Below are 21,364 nucleotides of genomic sequence, written 5' to 3'. Positions count from 1 at the left end.
GGGAATTTGTCCGCAATATTAACGAAATTTGAATACAGATAGTTCTGCTCACAACTTTATTTAACATTTCTCTATGAATTATACAAAGGAAGAAGTGCTTGCTCGCCTCGCAGAGAGCTGCAAGAATACATTAATGGAAACTTTAGACATTGAGTATATAGACTTTGGTGAAGATTTTCTAGTAGCACAAATGCCTGTTACGCCTAAAGTACACCAGCCAGATGGAGTTTTACACGGAGGGGCAATGGTTGCTCTGGCAGAGAGCGTAGGTAGTGCGGCTAGTTTTATGTTTTTAGACCAAGCACATACTATAAGAGGTATTGAGATCTCTGCAAATCACGTAAAGAGTAAACGTGAAGGAATGGTGTATGCAAAGGCTACATTTATTCATAAAGGTCGCACCACTCAGCTATGGAATATTGATGTGGTAGATGAAGAAGATAACCTTATCTCCAAGTGTAAACTTACAACGATAGCCCTGCCTAGAAAGTAATGGATCAAGACGCATTCTTTATAGAGATTCAAAATCATTTTGATGAAGCGTTACCTTTTGTGGTATACAGAAAGCCAAACCAAAAAACGGTTATTGCTTTGCTTCAAGAAGAAGATGAGTTACATACTGTTTCAGACTTTAGTGAGAGTGGGTTTGTTTTTGCTCCTTTTGACACAACTACGTCAGAAACCATATTGATTCCGCAATCACAGTCTTTTGAGATGCGTCTAGATGAGTATGTAACTACTCAATCTAACGAGGACGTTGTAACAACTTCGGTTGAGGCGGCTCAAGGAGCAAAAGAGCAACATATAGCACTTGTAGAAAGAGGTATAAATAAGATTAAAAATACTGGATTGAAGAAAGTTGTGCTTTCGCGAAAGCAAAAAATAAATCACAACTATGAGTCACCTGTATCTATTTTTAAAAGATTGCTAGACAGCTACGCAACAGCTTTTGTGTATTGCTGGTATCATCCTAAAGTAGGGTTATGGCTGGGCGCCACACCTGAAACTCTTCTCTCGGTCGAAAATAGAAAGCTTTATACAATGTCGCTAGCGGGCACACAGAAGAAAGAAGATACACTAGATGTAAGCTGGGGAGCAAAGGAAATAGAAGAGCAGCAGCTTGTAACAGATACAATCGTATATAATCTTAAAGATATAGTAGACAATTTACAAGTGTCTGAAACCCACACGCATCAGGCAGGTACATTACTGCATCTTAAAACAGATATTACCGCTATAGTACACGATAGCGATACTAAGCTTGCATCTATTATTAAAGCGCTTCATCCCACACCCGCCGTATGTGGTTTACCTAAGCTTGAGGCTAGAGATTTTATAATTGCTAATGAAAATTATGATAGATCTTTCTACACCGGATTTTTAGGAGAGCTTAATATAAAGACAGAAAAAAAGAGAGCAAGTACACGTCGCAATGTTGAGAATCTTGCCTATGGGGCAGTAAAAAAACATACTACCCTCTATGTAAACTTACGTTGTATGGAAGTAGATGCTCAAGGCGCACAGTTATATGTAGGTGGTGGTATAACTACTTCTAGTCAACCTGTGTTAGAGTGGGAAGAAACTGTAAATAAATTACAAACGATAGCCGCTGTACTGTAGCGGTGATAAGTGATAAAATTTCTTATATAAATTTCAAAAGAAGTGAATTTTTCTACTAGCATACTGCGGTGTAGAAGTCGTATTTTTGTAATTAATGATTCACTCAAAAATTCCAGTTGCACAATCTATCGTACACCTTTGCTTAAGTAAGGGTATTGATACGGTTATTATTTCTCCAGGGTCACGTAACGCACCACTTACTATAGAGTTTACAAAGCATCCTCAAATTAAGGCATACAGCATTGTAGACGAGCGATGTGCTGCTTTTGTAGGTCTGGGTATCGCACAACAAACGGGTAGACCAGTGGCACTGGTGTGTACCTCTGGTAGTGCATTACTCAATTATTATCCGGCTATTTCTGAAGCTTTTTATAGTGATATACCCCTAGTTGCAATAAGTGCAGATAGACCTATAGAGCGTATAGATATAGGAGATGGACAGACTATACGACAAAAAAATGTGTTTGAAAATCATATCCTTTATTCGGCAAACTTGTATTCTGAGTTAGTTCCTACAGATGATGTGACCGATGCAAAGGTGGCTCAAAAAATAAAAGAAAGTCAGCGTCATAATAATCAAGAAATTAATAAAGCGCTTAATGTAGCTATAGAACAATCTGGACCTGTACATATTAATGTGCCATTTTATGAGCCATTATATGAGATGACAGAGAGGGTAATAGATACACCTATAGAAATTGCACCACAAGTTGTAGATAAGGAACTCTCAAATAATGAACTTGCTTCTTATGCTCAAGACTGGAACAAAGCTGCTCGAAAACTCGTTATTATAGGTGTTCAAGATCCTGAGACAATGTCTCCGGAATTGCTAGATTTACTAGGTAATGACCCAAGTGTTGTAGTTTTTACAGAAACAACATCTAATGTAGCACACCCTAATTTTTTTACACGTATTGATAATATTATAGGTAGTCTTGATGATGCTGGGTTTAAAGACTTGCAACCTGAGATACTTCTCACCTTTGGAGGGATGGTGGTGTCAAAAAAGGTAAAAGCCTTTTTAAGAAATTATCAACCACTACAACACTGGCACGTAGATGCAAAAAAGGCATACGATACATATTTCTGTCTTAATAGGCACTTTGAGGTATCTGCTTCTCTATTTTTAGAAAAATTACAGGCAGTTACTGTACCTAAAGAAAGTACCTATCAAGAAGACTGGCTGCGTATAAGAGCAAAAAGAGATAGACTCCATAGTGAGTATATAGCACAAATGAGTTGGTGTGACTTTAAAGCCTTTGATCATATACTAGAGGTGATTCCAGATAACTCTGTATTACAGCTGGGTAATAGTAGTACAGTGCGGTATGCACAACTTTTTGATGTAAATAAAACACTAGAGGTATATTGTAATAGAGGAACGAGCGGTATAGATGGAAGCACGAGTACTGCTATAGGAAGCGCTATGGCTAGTAAGAAGCTTACGACCTTAATAACGGGAGAACTAAGTTTCTTTTATGATAGTAATGCGTTATGGAATCAATATATACCTAATGACTTTAAGATTATAGTCATTAATAATAGTGGAGGGGGTATTTTTAGAATATTACCTAATAAGGATAAGAACACAGATAACTTTGATGAGTTTTTTGAAACCACGCATCATCTTGAGGCCTCAAAGTTATGTGAGATGTATAATTTTAAATATCTCAAGGCGACAAATGAAGAAGAATGTGCTCTTGCCAAAAATGAGCTATATGCATCTTCATCACAACCTACACTGCTAGAAATCTTTACACCGCGCAAAATTAACGATGAAGTGCTTCTTGATTACTTCAAATTCATAAAATAATTTTTTTTAAGAGAGTTTAACTTTTTGCTTATCTTTAAAGTGAATTAATAATCTAATCAACAAGTAACTTTAAAAATTATGAGCAAAAGAGCAGAACTCATCTCAAAATATGCAGATGATTTAAAGAACAAATGTGGTATGACCGCAGATATGGACCTTCTTACAAAAGTAACAATAGGGTGTGGACCATCAATCTATAATAAAGACTCATCAACAGTATCTGGAAGTTCTGAAACAGAAATTGCTACTGTAAAAAATAACTTTTTGATTAAAAAATTAGGTCTTGCAGATAGTGCAGATCTTGATAAAGCTATAGACAGCGTTCTTGAAACTTACGGAAAGTCTAATCGTAATAAATACCGTGCAGTAGTATACTATATGCTTACTAAGCACTTCAAAAAAGAGTCTGTTTACAAATAGACTACTTTATAATGTATGTAGAAAGCGCTTTGACTCACGTCAAGGCGTTTTTTCTTTGTAGTAGTTGTACTTTTGCATTTTACAAAAGAATATGTTAGAAATAGGAAAATACCACATAATGAGAATAGACAGGGAGACAGAGCCAGGGCTCTTTCTTTCTAATGAAGCAGGAGATGACGTCTTGTTACCTAATAAGTACGTGCCAGAAGAATATAAAATATGGGATGAACTTAATGTATATGTTTATTTAGATCACGAGGAGCGACCAGTAGCTACTACACTAAAGCCGTATATAGAACTCAATAATTTTGGGTACTTGCGTTGTACTGCTGTAAATAATGTAGGAGCCTTTTTAGACTGGGGATTAGAAAAAGAACTTTTTGTTCCTTTTGCACAACAAGCTAGACCTATGAAGGTAGGTAGCTGGTACATCGTTTATATGTATCTAGATGAGAAAACAAATCGCCTTGCAGCGACTAGTAAAACAATGAAATACCTCTCAAATGATAATGTAGAGGTAAAAAAGTTTGATAAGGTAGAGGTAATTATATCACATATTACAGACAGAGGAGCAAACGCCATTGTAAACGGAAAGCACAAAGGACTTATTTATAAAGAAGACATCTTTGAAGATATAAGAACGGGTGACAAGCTAGACGCTTGGGTTAAGAAAGTACGACCAGACGGTAAAATAGATCTTATTTTACAAGAAGAAGGTTATAAAAGTATAGAACCTAATGCTCAATACATTTATGAAGAGTTGCAGGCTAATGATGGTTTTATGCCATTACACGATAAATCAGATCCAGTAGATATTCAAAATCAACTTGGTCTTAGTAAAAAGAGCTTTAAAAAAGCAATCGGAACGCTATATAGAGATCGTAAGATTTTAATAAAAGAAGATGGGATTCATATAATTGATTAACCCATTTCTTTATACTATATAAATGAGCAAAAACTATAACTAGTTTTTGCTCATTTTTTTTGAGGTAGCTTTATCTAACCCTTCTTTATGCAAAAGCACAGAGATAGCCTTGAGACGTATGTAGGGCACACTCATATATATGTAGCCATCATACTTCGTTCTTCCAGAGTCTGTACCCCACGAGTTTTTTACTTTATAATAGACATTCCCATTTTGATCTGTTGCTTTCCCTGTAATATGCATCAAGTGATCATCTGTAGTATTATAGTTTTCAAACTCATCTTGACGGTATTTTTGTGTGATTGTTTTTTCTTGCTCTGGCCCCAGTACAGCAAGCTTTTTATTACTTTCATTATCTGGTATTACAGCTACACCGTGTTTTGAAGAAAAAGATAACTCACTCACATCACAATCTAGCGTTACTGTAAAACCGTTGCTTAATGCATTATCAATATTTGAGACAAACTCATCTAGCGGTACATTATACATCGCTCCATTAGAAAAGTTATCAGGAATATTAAGGATAAATGATTTGTAAAATGGCTGGTGAGTAAAAGAAGTTAAGGTTACATAATCGTTAGGGACCACCTTCATTTCCTTCGCAAACTCTTTAGGAGTGTACATTTTACCTTCATAAGAAACATTAGTAATATTCTCACCTAGGTAAACATCCAGCACCTTATCTACTGCGGTTTTCCACTTTTTGCTTAATGTTCTTCCTGGATTATCTATATAAGTGTCTAGCATACTATGTATAACGGCCACCATTTCGGCGTGGTTATGTTTGGTATCTGTAAGTGTTAGGCCGGTGTAGGCACTGTTTGGAGCTAGGCCATAACGCGCAACACTATTAATGACATCGTGCGCGAGTCCGCCTTCAGAAAATTGAGCCTTTCCTTGACGCATTACATAATTTTCAGCTTTTGCCGGGTAAGTATTCCTTACTGTGTACATTTCAGAAAGGTCTACCATTTTACCAGTAAGTCTAGCAATCTCGCTTTCTAAAAATGAAGATGTACTAAAACTCCAGCACGTTCCTGTTACTCCTTGACTTATGACTGGTGTAGCCTGTAAATCAATAGTATCTGTAAAAATGTAGGAACCCGTAGTATTTTCTTGTGCGTAATACGCTTTCGCGAAAGCAAAAACAACCACAATACTTAGTAGTACTTTTTTCATCATCTAGTAATAAAGAATTATTTTTACGTAAAAATAGCACATTATGGATAAGCCAAACTGGCAAACAGCCAAAGAATATAAAGACATAACTTACAAAAAGAGTAACGGTGTTGCTCGTATAGCATTTAATAGACCAGACGTGCGCAACGCGTTTAGGCCTAATACTACAAAGGAATTATATGATGCCTTTTATGATGCAAATGAAGATACATCTATAGGAGTAGTGCTACTCTCTGCCGAAGGACCATCTTCTAAAGATGGTGTCTATAGTTTTTGCTCTGGTGGAGATCAAAAAGCACGTGGTAAAGAAGGGTATGTAGGTGAAGATGGATATCATAGATTAAATATACTTGAGGTGCAACGTCTCATACGTTTTATGCCTAAGGCAGTAATTGCTGTTGTCCCAGGGTGGGCAGTAGGAGGTGGGCATAGCCTGCACGTAGTTTGTGACTTAACACTTGCAAGTAAGGAACACGCTATTTTTAAACAAACAGATGCAGATGTAACTTCTTTTGACGGTGGTTACGGAAGTGCTTACCTAGCAAAAATGGTAGGCCAAAAGAAGGCGAGAGAGATTTTCTTCTTAGGCAGAAACTATTCTGCTCAAGAAGCTTATGAGATGGGGATGGTAAATGCCGTGATACCTCACGCAGAGCTAGAAGATACTGCTTACGAGTGGGCGCAAGAAATTCTTGCAAAATCACCTATTTCTATAAAGATGCTCAAGTTTGCGATGAACCTTACTGATGACGGTATGGTGGGCCAACAAGTTTTTGCTGGTGAAGCAACGCGTCTAGCATATATGACAGATGAGGCCGTAGAGGGTAGAAATGCATTTTTAGAAAAAAGAGCACCTAACTTTGACAAGAAGTGGATACCATAATGATTTAACTATAAGTTTACGCAACCTTTTTAAAACTTGGCTATCTTAAATTAAAAGTAAATATTATGAAAAAAGTTTTAGTATTTTTTTTATCATTATTAATATTTGTCTCGTGCAATAGTGATGATGAAAATAGTACATCTGATGCTACGCTTATAGGTAACAGGTATGTTTATAGTGTTCTTGATTGTGAGAATGAGGATCCAATAGCAAATTCTTGTTTTGCTTCAATAGAGTTTTTCGATTCTCAAGAAGTAGGGATTTTACCTTTTGGAGATGCTATTTACAGCGTAGGGTATGTTATTGAAGACAAAACGGTAAGAGTTCTATTTTCAGAGTTTTTTGTAGATGGTGTTGATCAGTTTTTCATCATCGAAAGTGAAGATGTTCTCATAGAACAAGAATCTGGCAGTCGCTACCTTAGACAATAAGTAATAATAGTTATAAATAAAAAAGACCCGTACAATGTATTTGAACGGGTCTTTTTTATTACCTACGTTTTTAAGCGATGGTATCTTGTTTTCTTTTTTCGAGAGCTTCTCTTACGTCTCGTGCTTTATTCTCATCTACATCATATCCCCACATAAATAAGATAGCTATAATTGTACCGGTAATGGGGATGCCTGAGAAGAAAAGGCGCAAACCTTCTATAGCTCCTTCCGGCTGGGTGGGAGCATCTGGGGTAAAGCCTACATAGGCCATAATGTAACCACTACCTAAACCAGCAATGGCAAAGCCAAACTTAACCATCCACCAGTAAATTGCTCCAAAAACACCTTCTCTACGTATCCCATTTTTAAGCTCATCAAGATCTATAACATCTGCCGTCATAGACATCATAAGTACAAAGAGACCTCCTATACCAAATGAGAAAAACGGTAGAGCTATTATAAACAAATACGGTTTACCTGGTACAAATAGAAACCACAGCATTAAATATCCTATTATGGAAATAGTCTGTGATACTATGAAAGCTTTTTTCTTTCCTAGTTTTTTTGACATTTTTGTTACAATAGGAATTACCATAAATGTAGTTCCTAGTGCCCCTAAACACCCAAAGAGTGTAGGCCAGATTCCTGCTGCCGCTGCATCACCACTAAAGAGGTGATATACTATTATAAAAAAAGAAAAAGCGGCCACAGTATTAAAAGCATTAAATACAAAAAATGTTGCCACACATAATTTTATAAAAGGTTTTGAAGAAAAGGCAGCCTTAAAACCTTTGGCTAGGCCTACAAGGCTTTTACCTAAATTTTTAATATTAAGTGGGATTAAACTATCATCATCTAGAGTAGACTTACTTTTGATAAAAATAGCAGGAACCATTGCACATATAGCACAAGCGATACCTACCCATATGGCCAGGTCGCGAGCAGCCACATCTGCAGATTCAAACCAAGCGGGGTCATACATAATTACCCAGAACCAAGGCGCTATAACCCAGGCCCATTGACCTATCCACTGGGCCGTAGCCATAATATCTGTGCGCTCGTGAAAATCTTTACTCATTTCATAACCCATCGCAACATAAGGAACGCTAAATATCGTGAGACCCAAATAAAATGCTAGTGACCACATTAAGAAGTATGTAAAATTATAGTCCAGCCCATCTGCTCTATATAATTGCCACATCATTATAAAAGAAATACCCATAAGGATTGCCCCTGCAAATACGTACTGTCTTCTTCGGCCCCATTTTGATTTTGTGTTGTCAGATATAAAACCCATTATAGGATCTGTAAATGCGTCAAAAATGCGTGGCAAGAAAAAGAGCAGCGCCCACGATTCTGGCGGAAAACCCAAGTCTTGAACTAGTACCACCATAAAAATGGCTAAGGCCGCCGGAAACATTTGGTTTGCTAGCATTCCTATCCCAAAGGCTATTTTTTGACCAAAGGAAACTTCTTGTTTTGATGTAGTCATTTATGATGGTTTTAATAGCCCTTTTTACAAAGAGCGGTTAGTTAATATTAATGTTAGTAGGCGGGTTTACGCTTTCGCGAAAGCGTAATTATCCCTCTTATAGCAACACATCTTGAGGTAGGTATATCTTAAGAAATTCTATCTCACCTGTACGATGAAAAATAGATGTACTTGTTTTATTATCTAGCTCTAGAGATGTAAACTCTTGTGTTTTGTCATTAGAATAATGGACCTCAATGCGTGTCTCGTTTGAAATGGTATATATAATGGGAACTTGACAGTAGGTAAAAGAGAGTTCGTTATTTGAAACAGTAATAGTTTGCGGAGTAGCGTGAACGTCTGTATAATTAAAGAGGGCTTCTTGCTTTAAAAACTCTTCTTTGTTTAAAATAGCAGGATTAAAGCCCAGCTTTCCGTCTGTAACAGTAATTCCTAGCTCACCAAAACGGCTTATAATATCTTCCTTAACCTGTCCAGTCATACCAGGTTGTTGAGCACCTTTTCCTCCTGGTGTGTGAGAGTAGGGGTCTGTAGGGAATGCACCATAATGTTGTGGTGTTTTATGTACTCCTATACCTTCTGTAATCTCATAATAATGAGCAATGAGTTTACTTGTGATAACTTGGTCTTTGCCCGCACTTATAGATTGAAGTACACACTCTTGACTAGCAAGGGCAAGCTTTGAAACCATATGCCAGTAGATAGAGCCTAAACCTTCATACCCAAAGAAAGTACCTGAGCGACCTGTAAATGCTTTATGATTAAAGACATTTTCATAAATGGCTAATATTTGTGTACGCTCTAAATCTATTAGATCTTTATACTTCTCTGTTGTAAGCTTTTCTAAGGCATTACTTAGTGCATTTGCATTATTAAATGTGGTGTTAAAGTGATAATTGCCATTACGATCCTTTTCGATAATATCGTGATTACCATCATCTAGAAGTTTCTGTAAAAGAGTAGACTCTTTTACACTTTGCTGAGGTATATGATTTTTTGCTAAAAATTTTGGTAATTCCTTATTTGGATATAGAATATAACTTTGCTGATCTTCTCTATATAGCGCACTTTCCTTTAAACTATTGAGAACGGCAAGACTTTGCTGAGGTTTCAAATAGCCAGAACTTAACACAGCAACTTGCCCTTCTAGCATTTCATCAAGATAGCTTATTGAGATTTGATCTGTACGACTTACATCTACAATATTATAAGCGTGATATAAGCCATCTTCCCTCTCGTTAGCCTCTATAGAGTGATCTATATACGAGAGAGTAACTTTAATAAAGTGTTTTATTTCATCTAGCCTTAATGCTTTTTTAATACCTGTATGTGATTGCGTGTAAATCTGTGTTCTATAGATACTCGCCGCTTTCCCTAAACCATCTAATATGGTTTTACGATTATTGTCACTTAAGGAATCTACAAGAAGGGTCTCATTATTTACAAGCGTACTTGTTACGCCCATAAAGAACTTATGTAATTCTTCAGAAATTGATGTCTCCGTGCTTGGGCTATCTTTTAAAACGTTATTAAAAAAACTAAGGAACCTCCTTAGATAATAAAGCGTTACCATAGATGCACCATTACCTACAAGAGCATTATTTGCATCATTCCATTCTGGGCGTTGTGTATTAAGCCAGATACCTGCCTCTGGAATAAGGTTAGCTACTTTTGCAAGAACAGTTGCAAGTAGTTTTTCAATAAAATTTACGTTGTATATAGAACCGCTATTATCAAGAAGTAAAGAACCATCTGCTCCTAGTTGCTTTTTTCTGTCGGTTATTTTATTGTTTAATTTAAAATCAAAATCTATGGTGTCTTTTGGGTTTTTAAGAATGCTATTATAGTCTTTGATTTTATATGGCACATTTGCATAAACAAAGATGTTTTTATTAAAAAGAGAGACTAGTTTTCCAGGTTGATAGCGCTCTATGATCTCAAGAAATTTTTGAAGATAGATTATTTGATGATCTCCCCAGTAGCCTATGTATGACCAAGGGTCATCTTCTTCAATAGTTTCCCAGTCAAAACCACCTTTTGTTACTCTATAGGGGTTATACCCATCAAAGGTTGTTGCATTTAAAAACTTATAGATCATACTCTCTATAAAGGCAGGGTATGATAGGGCAAGGGCTTCCCAGTTTTGAAATATATCTCGCCAGTTACCTTCATAATCAAGCACCTTAGAGCCGTCTTGATCATTTTTTGTGTTAATTAAAAATTTGTTCCAAGGCCTACTTGGGTCGCCGTGCCTGCGGCTAAATTTGAGTGGAAGGTACTCTAGGCATAGCCTTTGTAAATGAACGTTTTTACTAATTGCAATGTGATTATGCAATTCAAATATTGTAAAGGTTTCTGGTAACTCAGATAGTAATTTTTGCTCATTAAGATGTACTTCCTTGTTTGCCTTAGAGAGGTAAGAGATAAAATCCCATTTTTCTACTTGATAGTTGTTATCTACGATACCACCGCGCATTATATTAAAAAGCGTATTAGAAAAATGACGTGTGTTTCTAAGCTTATCTGCTGTAAGTTGCATAGCATCTGCAGAGTTTGCTAGTTTGAGAAGTTCTTTTGTTCCTTTGTCAATATCTTCTTGAACCAACTCTTTGAGATTGCTAGATGATGTTATACTCTTTTCTATCTCGGTGATGTTACTTATACTTTGGTTTGTATTTGCAATCATCATCCAGTTTTGAGAAGTGCCCGGTTTTAGCGCTACTGTTTGTGTAGCTATATACGCACCACGCTCTGCCTTTACATCTTCTTCTTGCACTACATCTTCTCCATTTCTAAAATTATCTAGTTGTCTAGAAGAGACTAGATAAGTAGGTTTACTAAGTCCCAGTGACCATACAATATTACTACTTAAGGCCTCACTAGGTTCTGCTTTATCTACTATAGTAGCACTGAGCGCATAAATTCCTATGCCAGATTTATGGACTAACTCATTGCGCTTATAAGCATCTACGAGATTACTACTCGCTTTTTGTAATTCTTCACCTACGCTGTATGGTATGATATTTTGTAAGCCGTCTAAAATTGATATTTCCTGGCTTTTTTTAGATTGATTAGATATAGTAGACTTTCTTACAAATCCATACTTGTCACTTGTATTCCACTCATAGCGATAGGAGAGTTCAAGGTCCAAGTTGTGTTCTTCAAAGATGAGTTTATTACCATATTCATTTTTATATAGATTACGTTCTATACGATAAAGCCCTTTGTATTTGTTTGAAAATGGTTCCCAGAGCAAAGTCTTATCGCTCATTATGACCTTAACGATTGTGATACTACCCGTATGCTCTATAGACTCGGTAATTTTATCATCTGTATAATATGGAAATAATGCATTATCGGCATTTTTTCTACCAGCCGTTAGACCTCCATTACTAGCGATAAACATCCAGTGATTAGAGTTACTTACCAGACTTATAAAGAATGGTCTCATCTCATCACTATTAGTGATTTTATAGTAAACTTCATTGTCAAAATTTACTAGTTCTCCTTTTGTTTCGTTTTGGGAAACGGCAATAGGAGTACTTCCTATATAAATAGGTTGATGTGTCATATGGATGCGTTTTAAGTATCTATACTTTGTGTAAACAGATTGATATGAGTTGTTTACGTTATATTATAAGTGGGTAATACACTACATATATTTATATGTGGCGCTGCTACAAGTGTTAGTTATTTATCCTATTATAAAGGATTTAATCGTTAGTGCTGTATATACGTACATAGTCTACTACCATTTGCTGTGGTAGGGGAGTAGTATCTACTGGAAATCCTACAAAGTTTCCGCCTACAGCAACGTTAAGCAACATAAAAAATGGCTGATCATCAAAAACCCAGTCTGCATCTTGCGGAATATCCTCCTTTGCAATTCTATTAAAACGAATACCGTCTATAAAATAATCTATATAAGTAGGTGTCCACTCTATAGCATACTCGTGAAAATCTGCGTCAAACCTATCATCCTCCAGTGTGTAGCTTCCAGATATTGCATTACCACCAGAATACCCTGGCCCGTGTATGCTACCTAAAGTGATTTCAGGTTCTTGCCCTCTCATTTCTGTAATATCAATTTCTCCTACAAAAGGCCACTGCACTGTTGCTGGATCATCATCTGCTTGAGTTTCAATATTACTCCCTAGCATCCAGAACGCAGGCCAGATACCACGACCACCAGGCATTTTAATACGAGCTTCAAAACGGCCATATTTTTGCTCTACTTTATCCTTTGTATTGATACGTGCAGAGGTAAAAGGTGAACCCTGAAAAGTTTCTCTACGCGCTGTAATAATCATATTACCAGCACCATCTAGAGAGACATTTTCTGGTCTATCTGTATAATATTGCAACTCATTATTACCCCAGCCATTATTACCAGTACCTATGTCAAAATTCCAGTTATCAGTATTTATAGAAGCGCCAGCCTCACCGTTAAACTCATCTTCAAAAACAAGCGTAAGATTTGATAAACCTACATTATTACCCTCATCATCTGTGCAAGCGAGTATGATGGCTAGCACACATAAGGTTGCCGTGATTACTATTATATTATTTTTCATTGCTATTTTTTTAATTACGCTTTCGCGAAAGCGGTATAATTTTTTTAAAATACACTAGTAGCTATTAATTAAGTACGAGCGAAACGTTGTCTATAACCACCACACCTGTTTCTGCCCCCATATCAAAAAGCACACGTGAGTTTGAACTCCCGAAAGTGCTAGCCTCTAGGGTAAGTGTAAATGTTTGTGTAGTAGTTGTGAGATTTACAGTCTCAATTACAGCCTCAAAAGGAGCCTCATTAAGACCTATACCTGCAATTAAAGTACGGTCACCGTCTGATGAAGCATCAAAAGTTAAGGTATACGTTGCGCCTTGTGTTATCTCTAGGCCTTGACTTAAGTTTACATCAAAGGCATTACCAGCGACCATCACATTTGCAAAATTAAAGCTGTTACCACCGTCTTCTTGAACGTTAAATGCGTTGCCAAACCAATCTACCATACCACTCTCAAAGTCTCCATTAGACAAGAGATTATCTCCAGTATTTCCACCAGTATCTCCACCGTCATTTACCGGATCAGATCCTACTACAATAAGGTCGTCATAATAATATGTAGATCCATCACCTTGTAAATCAGGAATAAATTCAAAAAATAAGATAATACGATCGTAATTAATACTAGGGTCTAGCTGACCAGTAAAGTTAAATAGAAGCTCTTCCCATTCATTTACAGTAGTGGTGTTAATATCTAGTACAACTTGAGAGTCGCCACCTATAGCTTGGTTTTCTAGAGCCATTCTTACAGGGATATTTGCCTTAGGAGAGAGCGTTTTTATACTTATAATCTCAGATGCCGAAAAATCTATAGGAGCGTCAAGATTAAGTAATGTCCCTGCAAAAAACTGAGCGCCTACCGTCTTTGTAGTTCTTAGAACAGTTTGTGTGGGGTTAATGCCCGTTGCACTTGGATTTCCTTCTACGGCAGAAGCTGCTCCCTCAAAACCTATAATGTCATAAACCAATGAGGTAGATTCAAACCCAACAGGAAAAGTTACTTGAGCAGCATCTGAGTCGTCTACATTAGGAGTAGGAGGAAGTTCTTCCATACCTATGCTTAACGAGCCTTGAGCATTAATATCATTAAGTGTTGCAGTGATAGTGGCAACACCGTTAGAACCGTTTACTGTTACAACGCCTAGGTCATTTACAGTAGCAACTGTTTCGTTTGTAGAGTTATAATCAAAATATGCAGATGCACTTTCAACTCGCTGCTCTATACCATTAGGCATATTAAAGGTGCTGTAACCGCCGGTAATAGCTACTTGATTGCCTACAGTAGCTGAGGTAACTTGGTCTTGACCTTCTAAAATTGCTGCACTTAATGGTAAAATAGTATTTAAGTTTTCAAACTTTACTTCGTCTATCCATAACTGGTATGACTCTCCATTATTTGAGGCCTCGGCATACCAAAACATTCCGCTCTCTTCTGTGAGTTTTGCCGCATTTGGGATAGGGATGAAATACTGTTGCCAGCCTGTACCTACCTCAAGGTTATTTACCTGTGTTCTATAAACTTCTCCTTGAAAGGTTAGTCCAAAACCTATTTGATCAACAATCTCGCCTCTAGATGCTCTTGCATAAAAAGAAAGAACATTATAGTCTGTTAAGTCTCTACCTATAGCTGTGGTAAAAATCCCACCTGCATATCCTCCTTCTGGATCTGTCGTATTAGGAATATCAAACCTCATTGCTGCACTACCTTCAAAGACAACATCTGTATCGACATCAAAAGCTGTTACTTTAGAGTCTCCAAAGGCCGCATATTCTAATCCTGCACTAAAGGTATCTATAAAGACGTCTCCATTATTTGGGAAAGTGGCCTCTTGTAAATTATCTTCATCTGGTGCGCAACCATAGTTAAGCACTACAAAAAGTGTAGTGAGGAGATAATTTATGTTTTTTATAGTAAGTATCTTTTTCATCTTGTAATTATTTACCAATGTTAATATGTAAGTATGTTCTAATCTCCCACTCATTACCGTTAGGCAAGCCCAAGTCAATAGGGCTCATAAACTCATATCTAGGAGAGAAATTATCTAGTGATCGCCAGGTGTAACGTACTCCTAAGCGAGTATTAGGTAAAATAAACCATCCTGGTTTTCCAAGAGTAGTAGAGAGGTCTACTTTAAATTGGAATGGGTAAGTGAGGTTAAAGTCTCTATGAAAATCAAAAGGACCCCAGTCGTCTATTTTCACCTCACTCATTAATTTAAATTTGTTATACACAACACGTACGTCTGTACCATATCGATAAATAACTCTGTCATCACTACCTCTTGCTTGTCCATTACCTCCAAAAAAGTTTGCAATAACTCCAAAATCTGGACTTATTTTAGAAACTATTCTACCATTAAACTCCCATAAATCTTGTGCAGATGGTGCAGATGCAAACGCCACAGGAACACGACTATCGCCAAAGAATCCAATAGCTGCATCTTGTGTAGTAGGTAAGTGACGATATACAAAGCCTAGACTTGCTGCAAATGGCGCATCTTCTGATCGGTCATTATCCCACTCGTAAAACCACGTTCCTGGAGTTGGGTCAAAGGTTAAAAGTAACTCTCCGGCTGTTGTCTTTCTATTATCTCTCACAACAAATGGATCTTCTATAATGTTTCTAGAGCGAGCAGGAGCTGGAGCTCCAAGTGGGATTGGATCTACAAGAGGCTCTTGCCATAAAAAGTTAGGTGCTATTTGAAAATTACCTATTTGATATGTAAACCCTGTTAAGAAGTTATATTGATTACCGCTTCCGCTGTCTTTAAGTCTCCAGCCTGTAAATGTCTTTGTGTAATCTGCACCCCCAAATGCCACAAGCCCTTGTGCTGCCCCTTGAGCATACCAGTTAAATTTTCCTCCTGCATAGGTTACTTTTGCTTTTCCTCCCCAGTTATCACCAGCGTCTACCGTGTTTATAAATACATCGGTATTCCCATCTGCATCAGTCTTTACTATTTGATAGTCTCTTCCATNCTAGGTTGAGGTATTGCTACAGATGATACACCCACTCCTGGATCTGCTATGTCTTCGTGAAAAATAGCAGCAAGATTGTACTTACCTATTTGCTTTTGGTACTTTAAAAGTACTGCGGGGTTTGCGCCCCACCATAATTCTGGACCGAATGCTGCTTTTAGTCCTTTGAAATCCTTCTTACCTTCAAATTCAAATCCAAAAGGAGCTACGCCATTATATATGTCAATGTTAGGGCCATAGTTTGCTTCAGGATATAGGCCAAAGAAATCACCTTCATATCCCCAGTGATAGTGTCCAGTTCTATAAAACCCTTTGATATCGGCATATTTTGTACTCCAGTCAAATTCTGCTTGATAAATTTGCACTCTATTATTATCTGTAAGAACTACATCACCATTGTTAGAATTTACAACGGTAGGCCTTCCTCTGTTTTCAAAAAAGATTTCATCTATAGGATTGCCAGCTACATTTCCTAAAACATTCACCTCTACATTAGCTCTTAAGCCTGGAGTAGGGTTTGCTTCAACACCAACATAATATGACTCCATATTATCAAAACCTAATTGGTCTGGAAAAGTAGTAGGGTTGTTTTGGTCAGCATTTTCTGGAGTGGTAATACGTTTACCACCAGTATTAAATGTTGTAAACTCAGCTCTTAATGTGCTTATCTTAATTTTTTCACCTCCTGCGGTTCCAGAGGCTGCTTTGTCACCTCTAGCCCTTAGTACAGCATCCATTATTTGTATTGCATCAAAGTGATTTTCTACACTTGAACTGTCATTATTGCTAGCGTATGGATTAAAAGTATGAGCTTCTTTTAAAGAATAGTAGGCGGCTCTTGGGTACAGGGTGTAAAGACCGTTAATGTTTGTAGGACCTTTTGCACAGATTCCAAACCACTCCTCATTCATATTGTTTTCACCTTCTATAAAATCATAAGTGTATCCTCCATTAGACCACGAGGCATTATTATCGTGTATATCTAGATTTTTAGTTTGGCCGTACTTCCACCAGCCATCACTAAACTGAAATGTAAAACCTCCTATTGAGTTTTGCGCTTTATCTAGACCAGCTGCATTTTCATAAATCTCTTTCCAGTTACCCAGCATATAGTAAGCCTGAGCTTTTTGATCTTCTTGATTTTGGATTGCATTAAATGCGTCTGCTCCAAATTCTGTAAAGAGTAAAGGCTTTCCGTACGTAGTCTTAACTCTTTCAAAAGCATCTCCAAAAGAAACACCTCGATACATATTTGTTCCATAAATATCTACATCAGGACATTCTTCTGCTATAATATTTAAGAATAATAAATCGCCATTACAAAGTGCTATAGGCTTGTCTTCTATAATTTCCTTCATAGCAACCGTAGCTTCATTAAAGAGCTTGTACATTGCTCGAGCCCTTGGCTTTACTCGGCTATTTGCTTCAGGAATATCTTCTGTTTCTGCACCATCCCAAAAAAGACCGTAGTTATTTTCATTACCTAACAAGTATAATAGCAGGCCTCTTGTATTTTTGAAGTCTTTAGCCATTTGAGCTGTTTCTTTTAATAAGACTGCTCTTACATCTGGATCACTATAATCTGTATTAGGTTTCCAAGTTCCGTTTATGGTGAGTCCATAACGGCCAAAGGGGTGATTAATCATTGTATAAATACCATAGTTGTCATATATATAGGTTACCCATCTAGGTGGTACCCCGACGTATTGTCTTATTGTATTTACCCCCATATTTTTAAGCAACTCCATTTCAGGGTCTAAAGCGGCTTTTATTACATCATCAGACTGTTTCCAGAATTGATATGAGGTGGTAGCGACAGTTTGGCCTACTGGGATGTAGTCCCAGTTCATACCATTAATGATAAATGGCTCACCATTAACCATTAATTTTTGTCCATCACTATCAGTATTTATGGTAACTGTAGTGCTTTGTGCAAATAAAGCTAGTGAGTTCAAAATCAAAAATATGCTCAACATATAATGTTTCATACAGCGATTGTTTTATGTTTGGTTTAAAATAATAATGGAGAATTTATTCTCTATATATTTTTGTTGTGTTAATCGTTATGTAAAGATATTGTTAAGATGAAGACTATTTGTTAGTTCTTAGTAAACAAAAACTATACACTCCTCTGCAAATAGTTGTAATGATTAAGAATATCACTTTAATTAACCCTTATTGTTGAGAATAAAGAGGTTTTGGGTCTTGATTTTAACGATATTAAAGTTAGAGTTTTTTCGTGAAATTCAGATTTTCAAAGTGATGATGTAGTAATGTTGTGGTGATTATTCTACTTGTATAGGTCTTTCTATGTTATTTAATGCAGGTTTATGGATATTGATATCACGGATATGTGCTATTAGTAAGGTTTATAATTAGACACAAAAAAAGGCTAATTTCAACATAGAAATTAGCCTGTATAGTTTTAGTTTTTTCGCGAAAGCGAACTATTCAAAATATGAAAACGTCTCACCATCTTCTATAGTAAGCAGCGTTTCATAAATAAGTTTTATAACATTCTCGACATCTTCACGATGTACCATCTCAACAGTAGTATGCATATATCTTAATGGTAATGATATAAGAGCAGAGGCTACGCCACTACCACTATAAGCAAATGCATCTGTATCTGTGCCCGTAGCGCGAGAGAGGGCAGCTCTCTGGAAAGGAATCTCTTTCTTCTCTGCAGTCTCTGTAATACGGTCACGTAGTTTTTGTTGTACAGCAGGAGCATAAGCAACTACAGGGCCTTTGCCTATCTCTGCGTGTCCCTGTTTTTTCATATCTATCATAGGTGTTGTAGTGTCGTGAGTAACATCTGTGACAATGGCAACATCTGGTTTTATACGTTCTGCAATCATTTGTGCACCACGTAGTCCTATCTCTTCTTGTACCGAGTTTGTGATATAGAGTCCAAAAGGTAGTTTCTTTTTATTCTCGTGTAGAAGTCTCGCTACCTCTGCAATCATAAAACCACCAGCGCGGTTATCTATCGCTCTACACACAAATTTATCGTCATTAAGAATATGGAAGGTGTCTGGATAGGTAATTACACAACCTACGTGAACACCCATTTTTTCTACCTCCTCTTTATCTTTTGCTCCTATGTCTATAAAGATATTGTCAGGTTTTGGTGCTTCTTCTTTTGCTTTATTACGAGTATGTATTGCTGGCCAACCAAAAACTCCTTTTACAATTCCGTTTTTAGTATGCACGTTTACAATCTTAGAAGGTGCAATCTGGTGATCACTCCCGCCGTTACGTATTACATATATAAGACCATTATCTGCTATATAATTTACATACCAAGAGATCTCATCTGCGTGACCTTCTATTACAACCTTATATTGTGCCTCTGGATTTATTACCGCAACCGCCGTGCCGTAGGTGTCTGTGATAAACTCATCTACATATGGTTTTAGATAATCCATCCATAATTTCTGTCCATCCCATTCATAGCCTGTAGGAGCTGCGTTGTTTAGGTAACTCTCAAGAAAGTCTAAAGACTTTTTATTTAAAATGCTTTTTGAAGCCATAGAATAATATTTTTTTTAAAAGTAAGAATATTAACCAAGAGTTAATGACGTTATAGCACTCTAATCTTTAATTTTGGAATGATTTTAGCTTAAAGCGAAATAAACAAATGCGCATATATACATACATTATAATATTATTATTCCCTTTTGCGCTAGCTCAAGCGCAAATCACAACAAGTGACACCACAGCCACAACAACCGAATACTATATTATAGAAGGCGACACTATACCTAGGAGCTCTATAGATCTCAATGAGGTAATCGTTTTCAAAAGACTAAAATTTAAAAATAATACAGAGCGTAGGCGTTACCTTATATTACGTCGTAAAACCAGAAAAGTGTTCCCTTATGCAAAGCTAGCGGCAGATAGGCTAGTGGCGCTCAATGAAAGACTAGACTCAATAGAAGGTAAGCGCGCAAGAAAAAAGTACACAAAGATTATACACAAGTATTTAGAAGGAGAGTTTTCTACAGAGCTCAAAAAGTTAACGAGAACCGAAGGTCAAATACTTATTAAACTGATCCATCGTCAAACAGGAGAGACAGCCTTTGATCTTATAAAGAGGCTGCGTAGTGGATGGAGAGCCTTTTGGTATAATACCACAGCAAGTGCTTTTGACCTTTCACTTAAAAGAGAGTTCAATCCAGAGCAAGAACAAGAAGACTATCTTATAGAAGATATACTGCAGCGCTCTTTTCAATCAGGCATACTTGAGCCACAACCTACAGCGCTAGATTTTCAATTCTTAGAATTGTCCAATAAGTGGAAGTCAGATAAAGTAGAGTAGTACCTATATATTATACTATTTAATAGTGTAGCGTACCTTTTACGCTTTCGCAAAAGATAATTCGCGTCTTTTTTTCCTTCATAGTATGCCCTAATTACTATAATGTTGATCTCACTCCAAGAGAAGATATAATTCATATTATTTAAGGTATAGAAGATCAGTGGTTTGTAAAATATTTTAAAATTTATTTAAAAAATACTTGTCAGGCTTGAACTTCTGTGTATCTTTGCCGTCCGTTTAAATGTGAGCGGTAGTTCTTGTAAATGTCTGTTTAATTGGCTACAAAATTTATTTCAAATTATTTTCAAAAGATAGTTTGTAAAGTCAAAAAAGGTTGTAGTTTTGCAGCCGCTAACAAATGGAGGTTTATTTGTAGGAGTTGTTCTTAAAGATTGTTGTTTTTGTTGCTTCAGAAAAAAAATAATTTTTTTTCAAAATAAAGTTGTCAGTATTAAAAACAGTTGTATATTTGCACCCGCTTAGAGAAACAGTAACATATCTAGCGAAGTTCAAGTAATTTTTTTGAATGTTTTGGAAGGATAAAAAGGGGTTCGATTCCTCTTGCATTAACATTGATTTTCTAGTTTTTAGGAATTAGGAAAAGTTCATTGACTTATTGAATTGACAGCGCGTATTAATACTTTCGGGTATTATTACAAAGAATTTGAAAACTAGAAGTTTATTATTGACCGGATATTTCGAGTTGTGAGGAGTTAATATTATTAACA

General features: G+C 36.6%; 15 protein-coding genes. 8 read left to right on the top strand and 7 right to left on the bottom strand.

Annotated features, from left to right (window positions below; genetic code table 11):
- Nucleotides 1–73: 73 nt before the first annotated feature.
- The 5 genes from ACFO5T_RS10970 to ACFO5T_RS10950 all read left to right on the top strand — a co-directional run bounded on the left by ACFO5T_RS10970 (nt 74) and on the right by ACFO5T_RS10950 (nt 4,778).
- The gene (locus ACFO5T_RS10970) at nt 74–493 is read left to right on the top strand and encodes a PaaI family thioesterase (protein WP_380034350.1); all 420 of its coding nucleotides are present in this window, start codon (nt 74–76) and stop codon (nt 491–493) included.
- Nucleotides 493–1,620: a chorismate-binding protein gene (locus ACFO5T_RS10965; protein WP_380034349.1), complete on the top strand. Its 1,128-nt coding sequence runs from the start codon at nt 493–495 to the stop codon at nt 1,618–1,620. Before ACFO5T_RS10970 ends, ACFO5T_RS10965 begins: the two co-directional genes overlap by 1 nt.
- A 94-nt stretch (nt 1,621–1,714) precedes the next feature.
- Nucleotides 1,715–3,433: a 2-succinyl-5-enolpyruvyl-6-hydroxy-3-cyclohexene-1-carboxylic-acid synthase gene (gene menD / locus ACFO5T_RS10960; protein ID WP_380034347.1), complete on the top strand. Its 1,719-nt coding sequence runs from the start codon at nt 1,715–1,717 to the stop codon at nt 3,431–3,433.
- A gap of 78 nt (nt 3,434–3,511) precedes the next feature.
- Nucleotides 3,512–3,853: a DUF2853 family protein gene (locus ACFO5T_RS10955; protein WP_038600301.1), complete on the top strand. Its 342-nt coding sequence runs from the start codon at nt 3,512–3,514 to the stop codon at nt 3,851–3,853.
- A gap of 91 nt (nt 3,854–3,944) precedes the next feature.
- The gene (locus ACFO5T_RS10950; RefSeq protein WP_035328180.1) at nt 3,945–4,778 is read left to right on the top strand and encodes a CvfB family protein; all 834 of its coding nucleotides are present in this window, start codon (nt 3,945–3,947) and stop codon (nt 4,776–4,778) included.
- A 39-nt stretch (nt 4,779–4,817) separates the two neighbouring features.
- On the opposite strand, the gene ACFO5T_RS10945 is transcribed toward ACFO5T_RS10950, so the two are convergent.
- A complete protein-coding gene (locus tag ACFO5T_RS10945; protein WP_380034423.1) occupies nt 4,818–5,957 on the bottom strand; it encodes a C1 family peptidase in 1,140 nt (379 codons plus the stop codon).
- Between the two features lie 43 nt (nt 5,958–6,000).
- Here ACFO5T_RS10945 and ACFO5T_RS10940 point away from each other — a divergent pair, with 43 nt between their 5' ends.
- Both ACFO5T_RS10940 and ACFO5T_RS10935 read left to right on the top strand, forming a co-directional pair.
- Nucleotides 6,001–6,840: a 1,4-dihydroxy-2-naphthoyl-CoA synthase gene (locus tag ACFO5T_RS10940; RefSeq protein WP_035328184.1), complete on the top strand. Its 840-nt coding sequence runs from the start codon at nt 6,001–6,003 to the stop codon at nt 6,838–6,840.
- Nucleotides 6,841–6,905: 65 nt separating this feature from the next.
- Nucleotides 6,906–7,271: a hypothetical protein gene (locus tag ACFO5T_RS10935; protein ID WP_380034344.1), complete on the top strand. Its 366-nt coding sequence runs from the start codon at nt 6,906–6,908 to the stop codon at nt 7,269–7,271.
- A gap of 70 nt (nt 7,272–7,341) precedes the next feature.
- Here the strand turns inward: ACFO5T_RS10935 and ACFO5T_RS10930 are convergent, their stop codons facing one another.
- The 6 genes from ACFO5T_RS10930 to ACFO5T_RS10905 all read right to left on the bottom strand — a co-directional run bounded on the left by ACFO5T_RS10930 (nt 7,342) and on the right by ACFO5T_RS10905 (nt 19,848).
- A complete protein-coding gene (locus ACFO5T_RS10930; protein ID WP_035328188.1) occupies nt 7,342–8,763 on the bottom strand; it encodes an MFS transporter in 1,422 nt (473 codons plus the stop codon).
- 97 nt (nt 8,764–8,860) lie between these two features.
- Complete coding sequence (locus ACFO5T_RS10925; protein ID WP_380034342.1) at nt 8,861–12,334, bottom strand: hypothetical protein; 3,474 nt, start codon at nt 12,332–12,334, stop codon at nt 8,861–8,863.
- A gap of 142 nt (nt 12,335–12,476) precedes the next feature.
- Entirely contained in the window at nt 12,477–13,337 is an 861-nt protein-coding gene (locus ACFO5T_RS10920; RefSeq protein WP_380034340.1) for a glycoside hydrolase family 16 protein, read from the bottom strand.
- A 64-nt stretch (nt 13,338–13,401) separates the two neighbouring features.
- Nucleotides 13,402–15,261, bottom strand: a complete 1,860-nt coding sequence (locus tag ACFO5T_RS10915; RefSeq protein ID WP_380034338.1) for an Ig-like domain-containing protein — start codon at nt 15,259–15,261, stop codon at nt 13,402–13,404.
- Nucleotides 15,262–15,268: 7 nt separating this feature from the next.
- Entirely contained in the window at nt 15,269–16,153 is an 885-nt protein-coding gene (locus ACFO5T_RS10910; RefSeq protein ID WP_380034336.1) for a hypothetical protein, read from the bottom strand.
- 2,606 nt (nt 16,154–18,759) lie between these two features.
- Complete coding sequence (locus tag ACFO5T_RS10905; RefSeq protein WP_380034334.1) at nt 18,760–19,848, bottom strand: M42 family metallopeptidase; 1,089 nt, start codon at nt 19,846–19,848, stop codon at nt 18,760–18,762.
- Between the two features lie 107 nt (nt 19,849–19,955).
- Between ACFO5T_RS10905 and ACFO5T_RS10900 the strand changes: the two genes are divergently transcribed.
- Nucleotides 19,956–20,636 (top strand): DUF4294 domain-containing protein, encoded by a 681-nt coding sequence (locus ACFO5T_RS10900; protein WP_380034332.1) that lies wholly within the window; start codon nt 19,956–19,958, stop codon nt 20,634–20,636.
- Nucleotides 20,637–21,364: the final 728 nt, after the last annotated feature.

The organism is Dokdonia genika (genome assembly GCF_042652845.1).
Lineage (GTDB): Bacteria > Bacteroidota > Bacteroidia > Flavobacteriales > Flavobacteriaceae > Dokdonia > Dokdonia donghaensis.
Note: the sequence above shows the minus strand (reverse complement) of the source record. Positions and strands in the feature narration are given on the sequence as shown.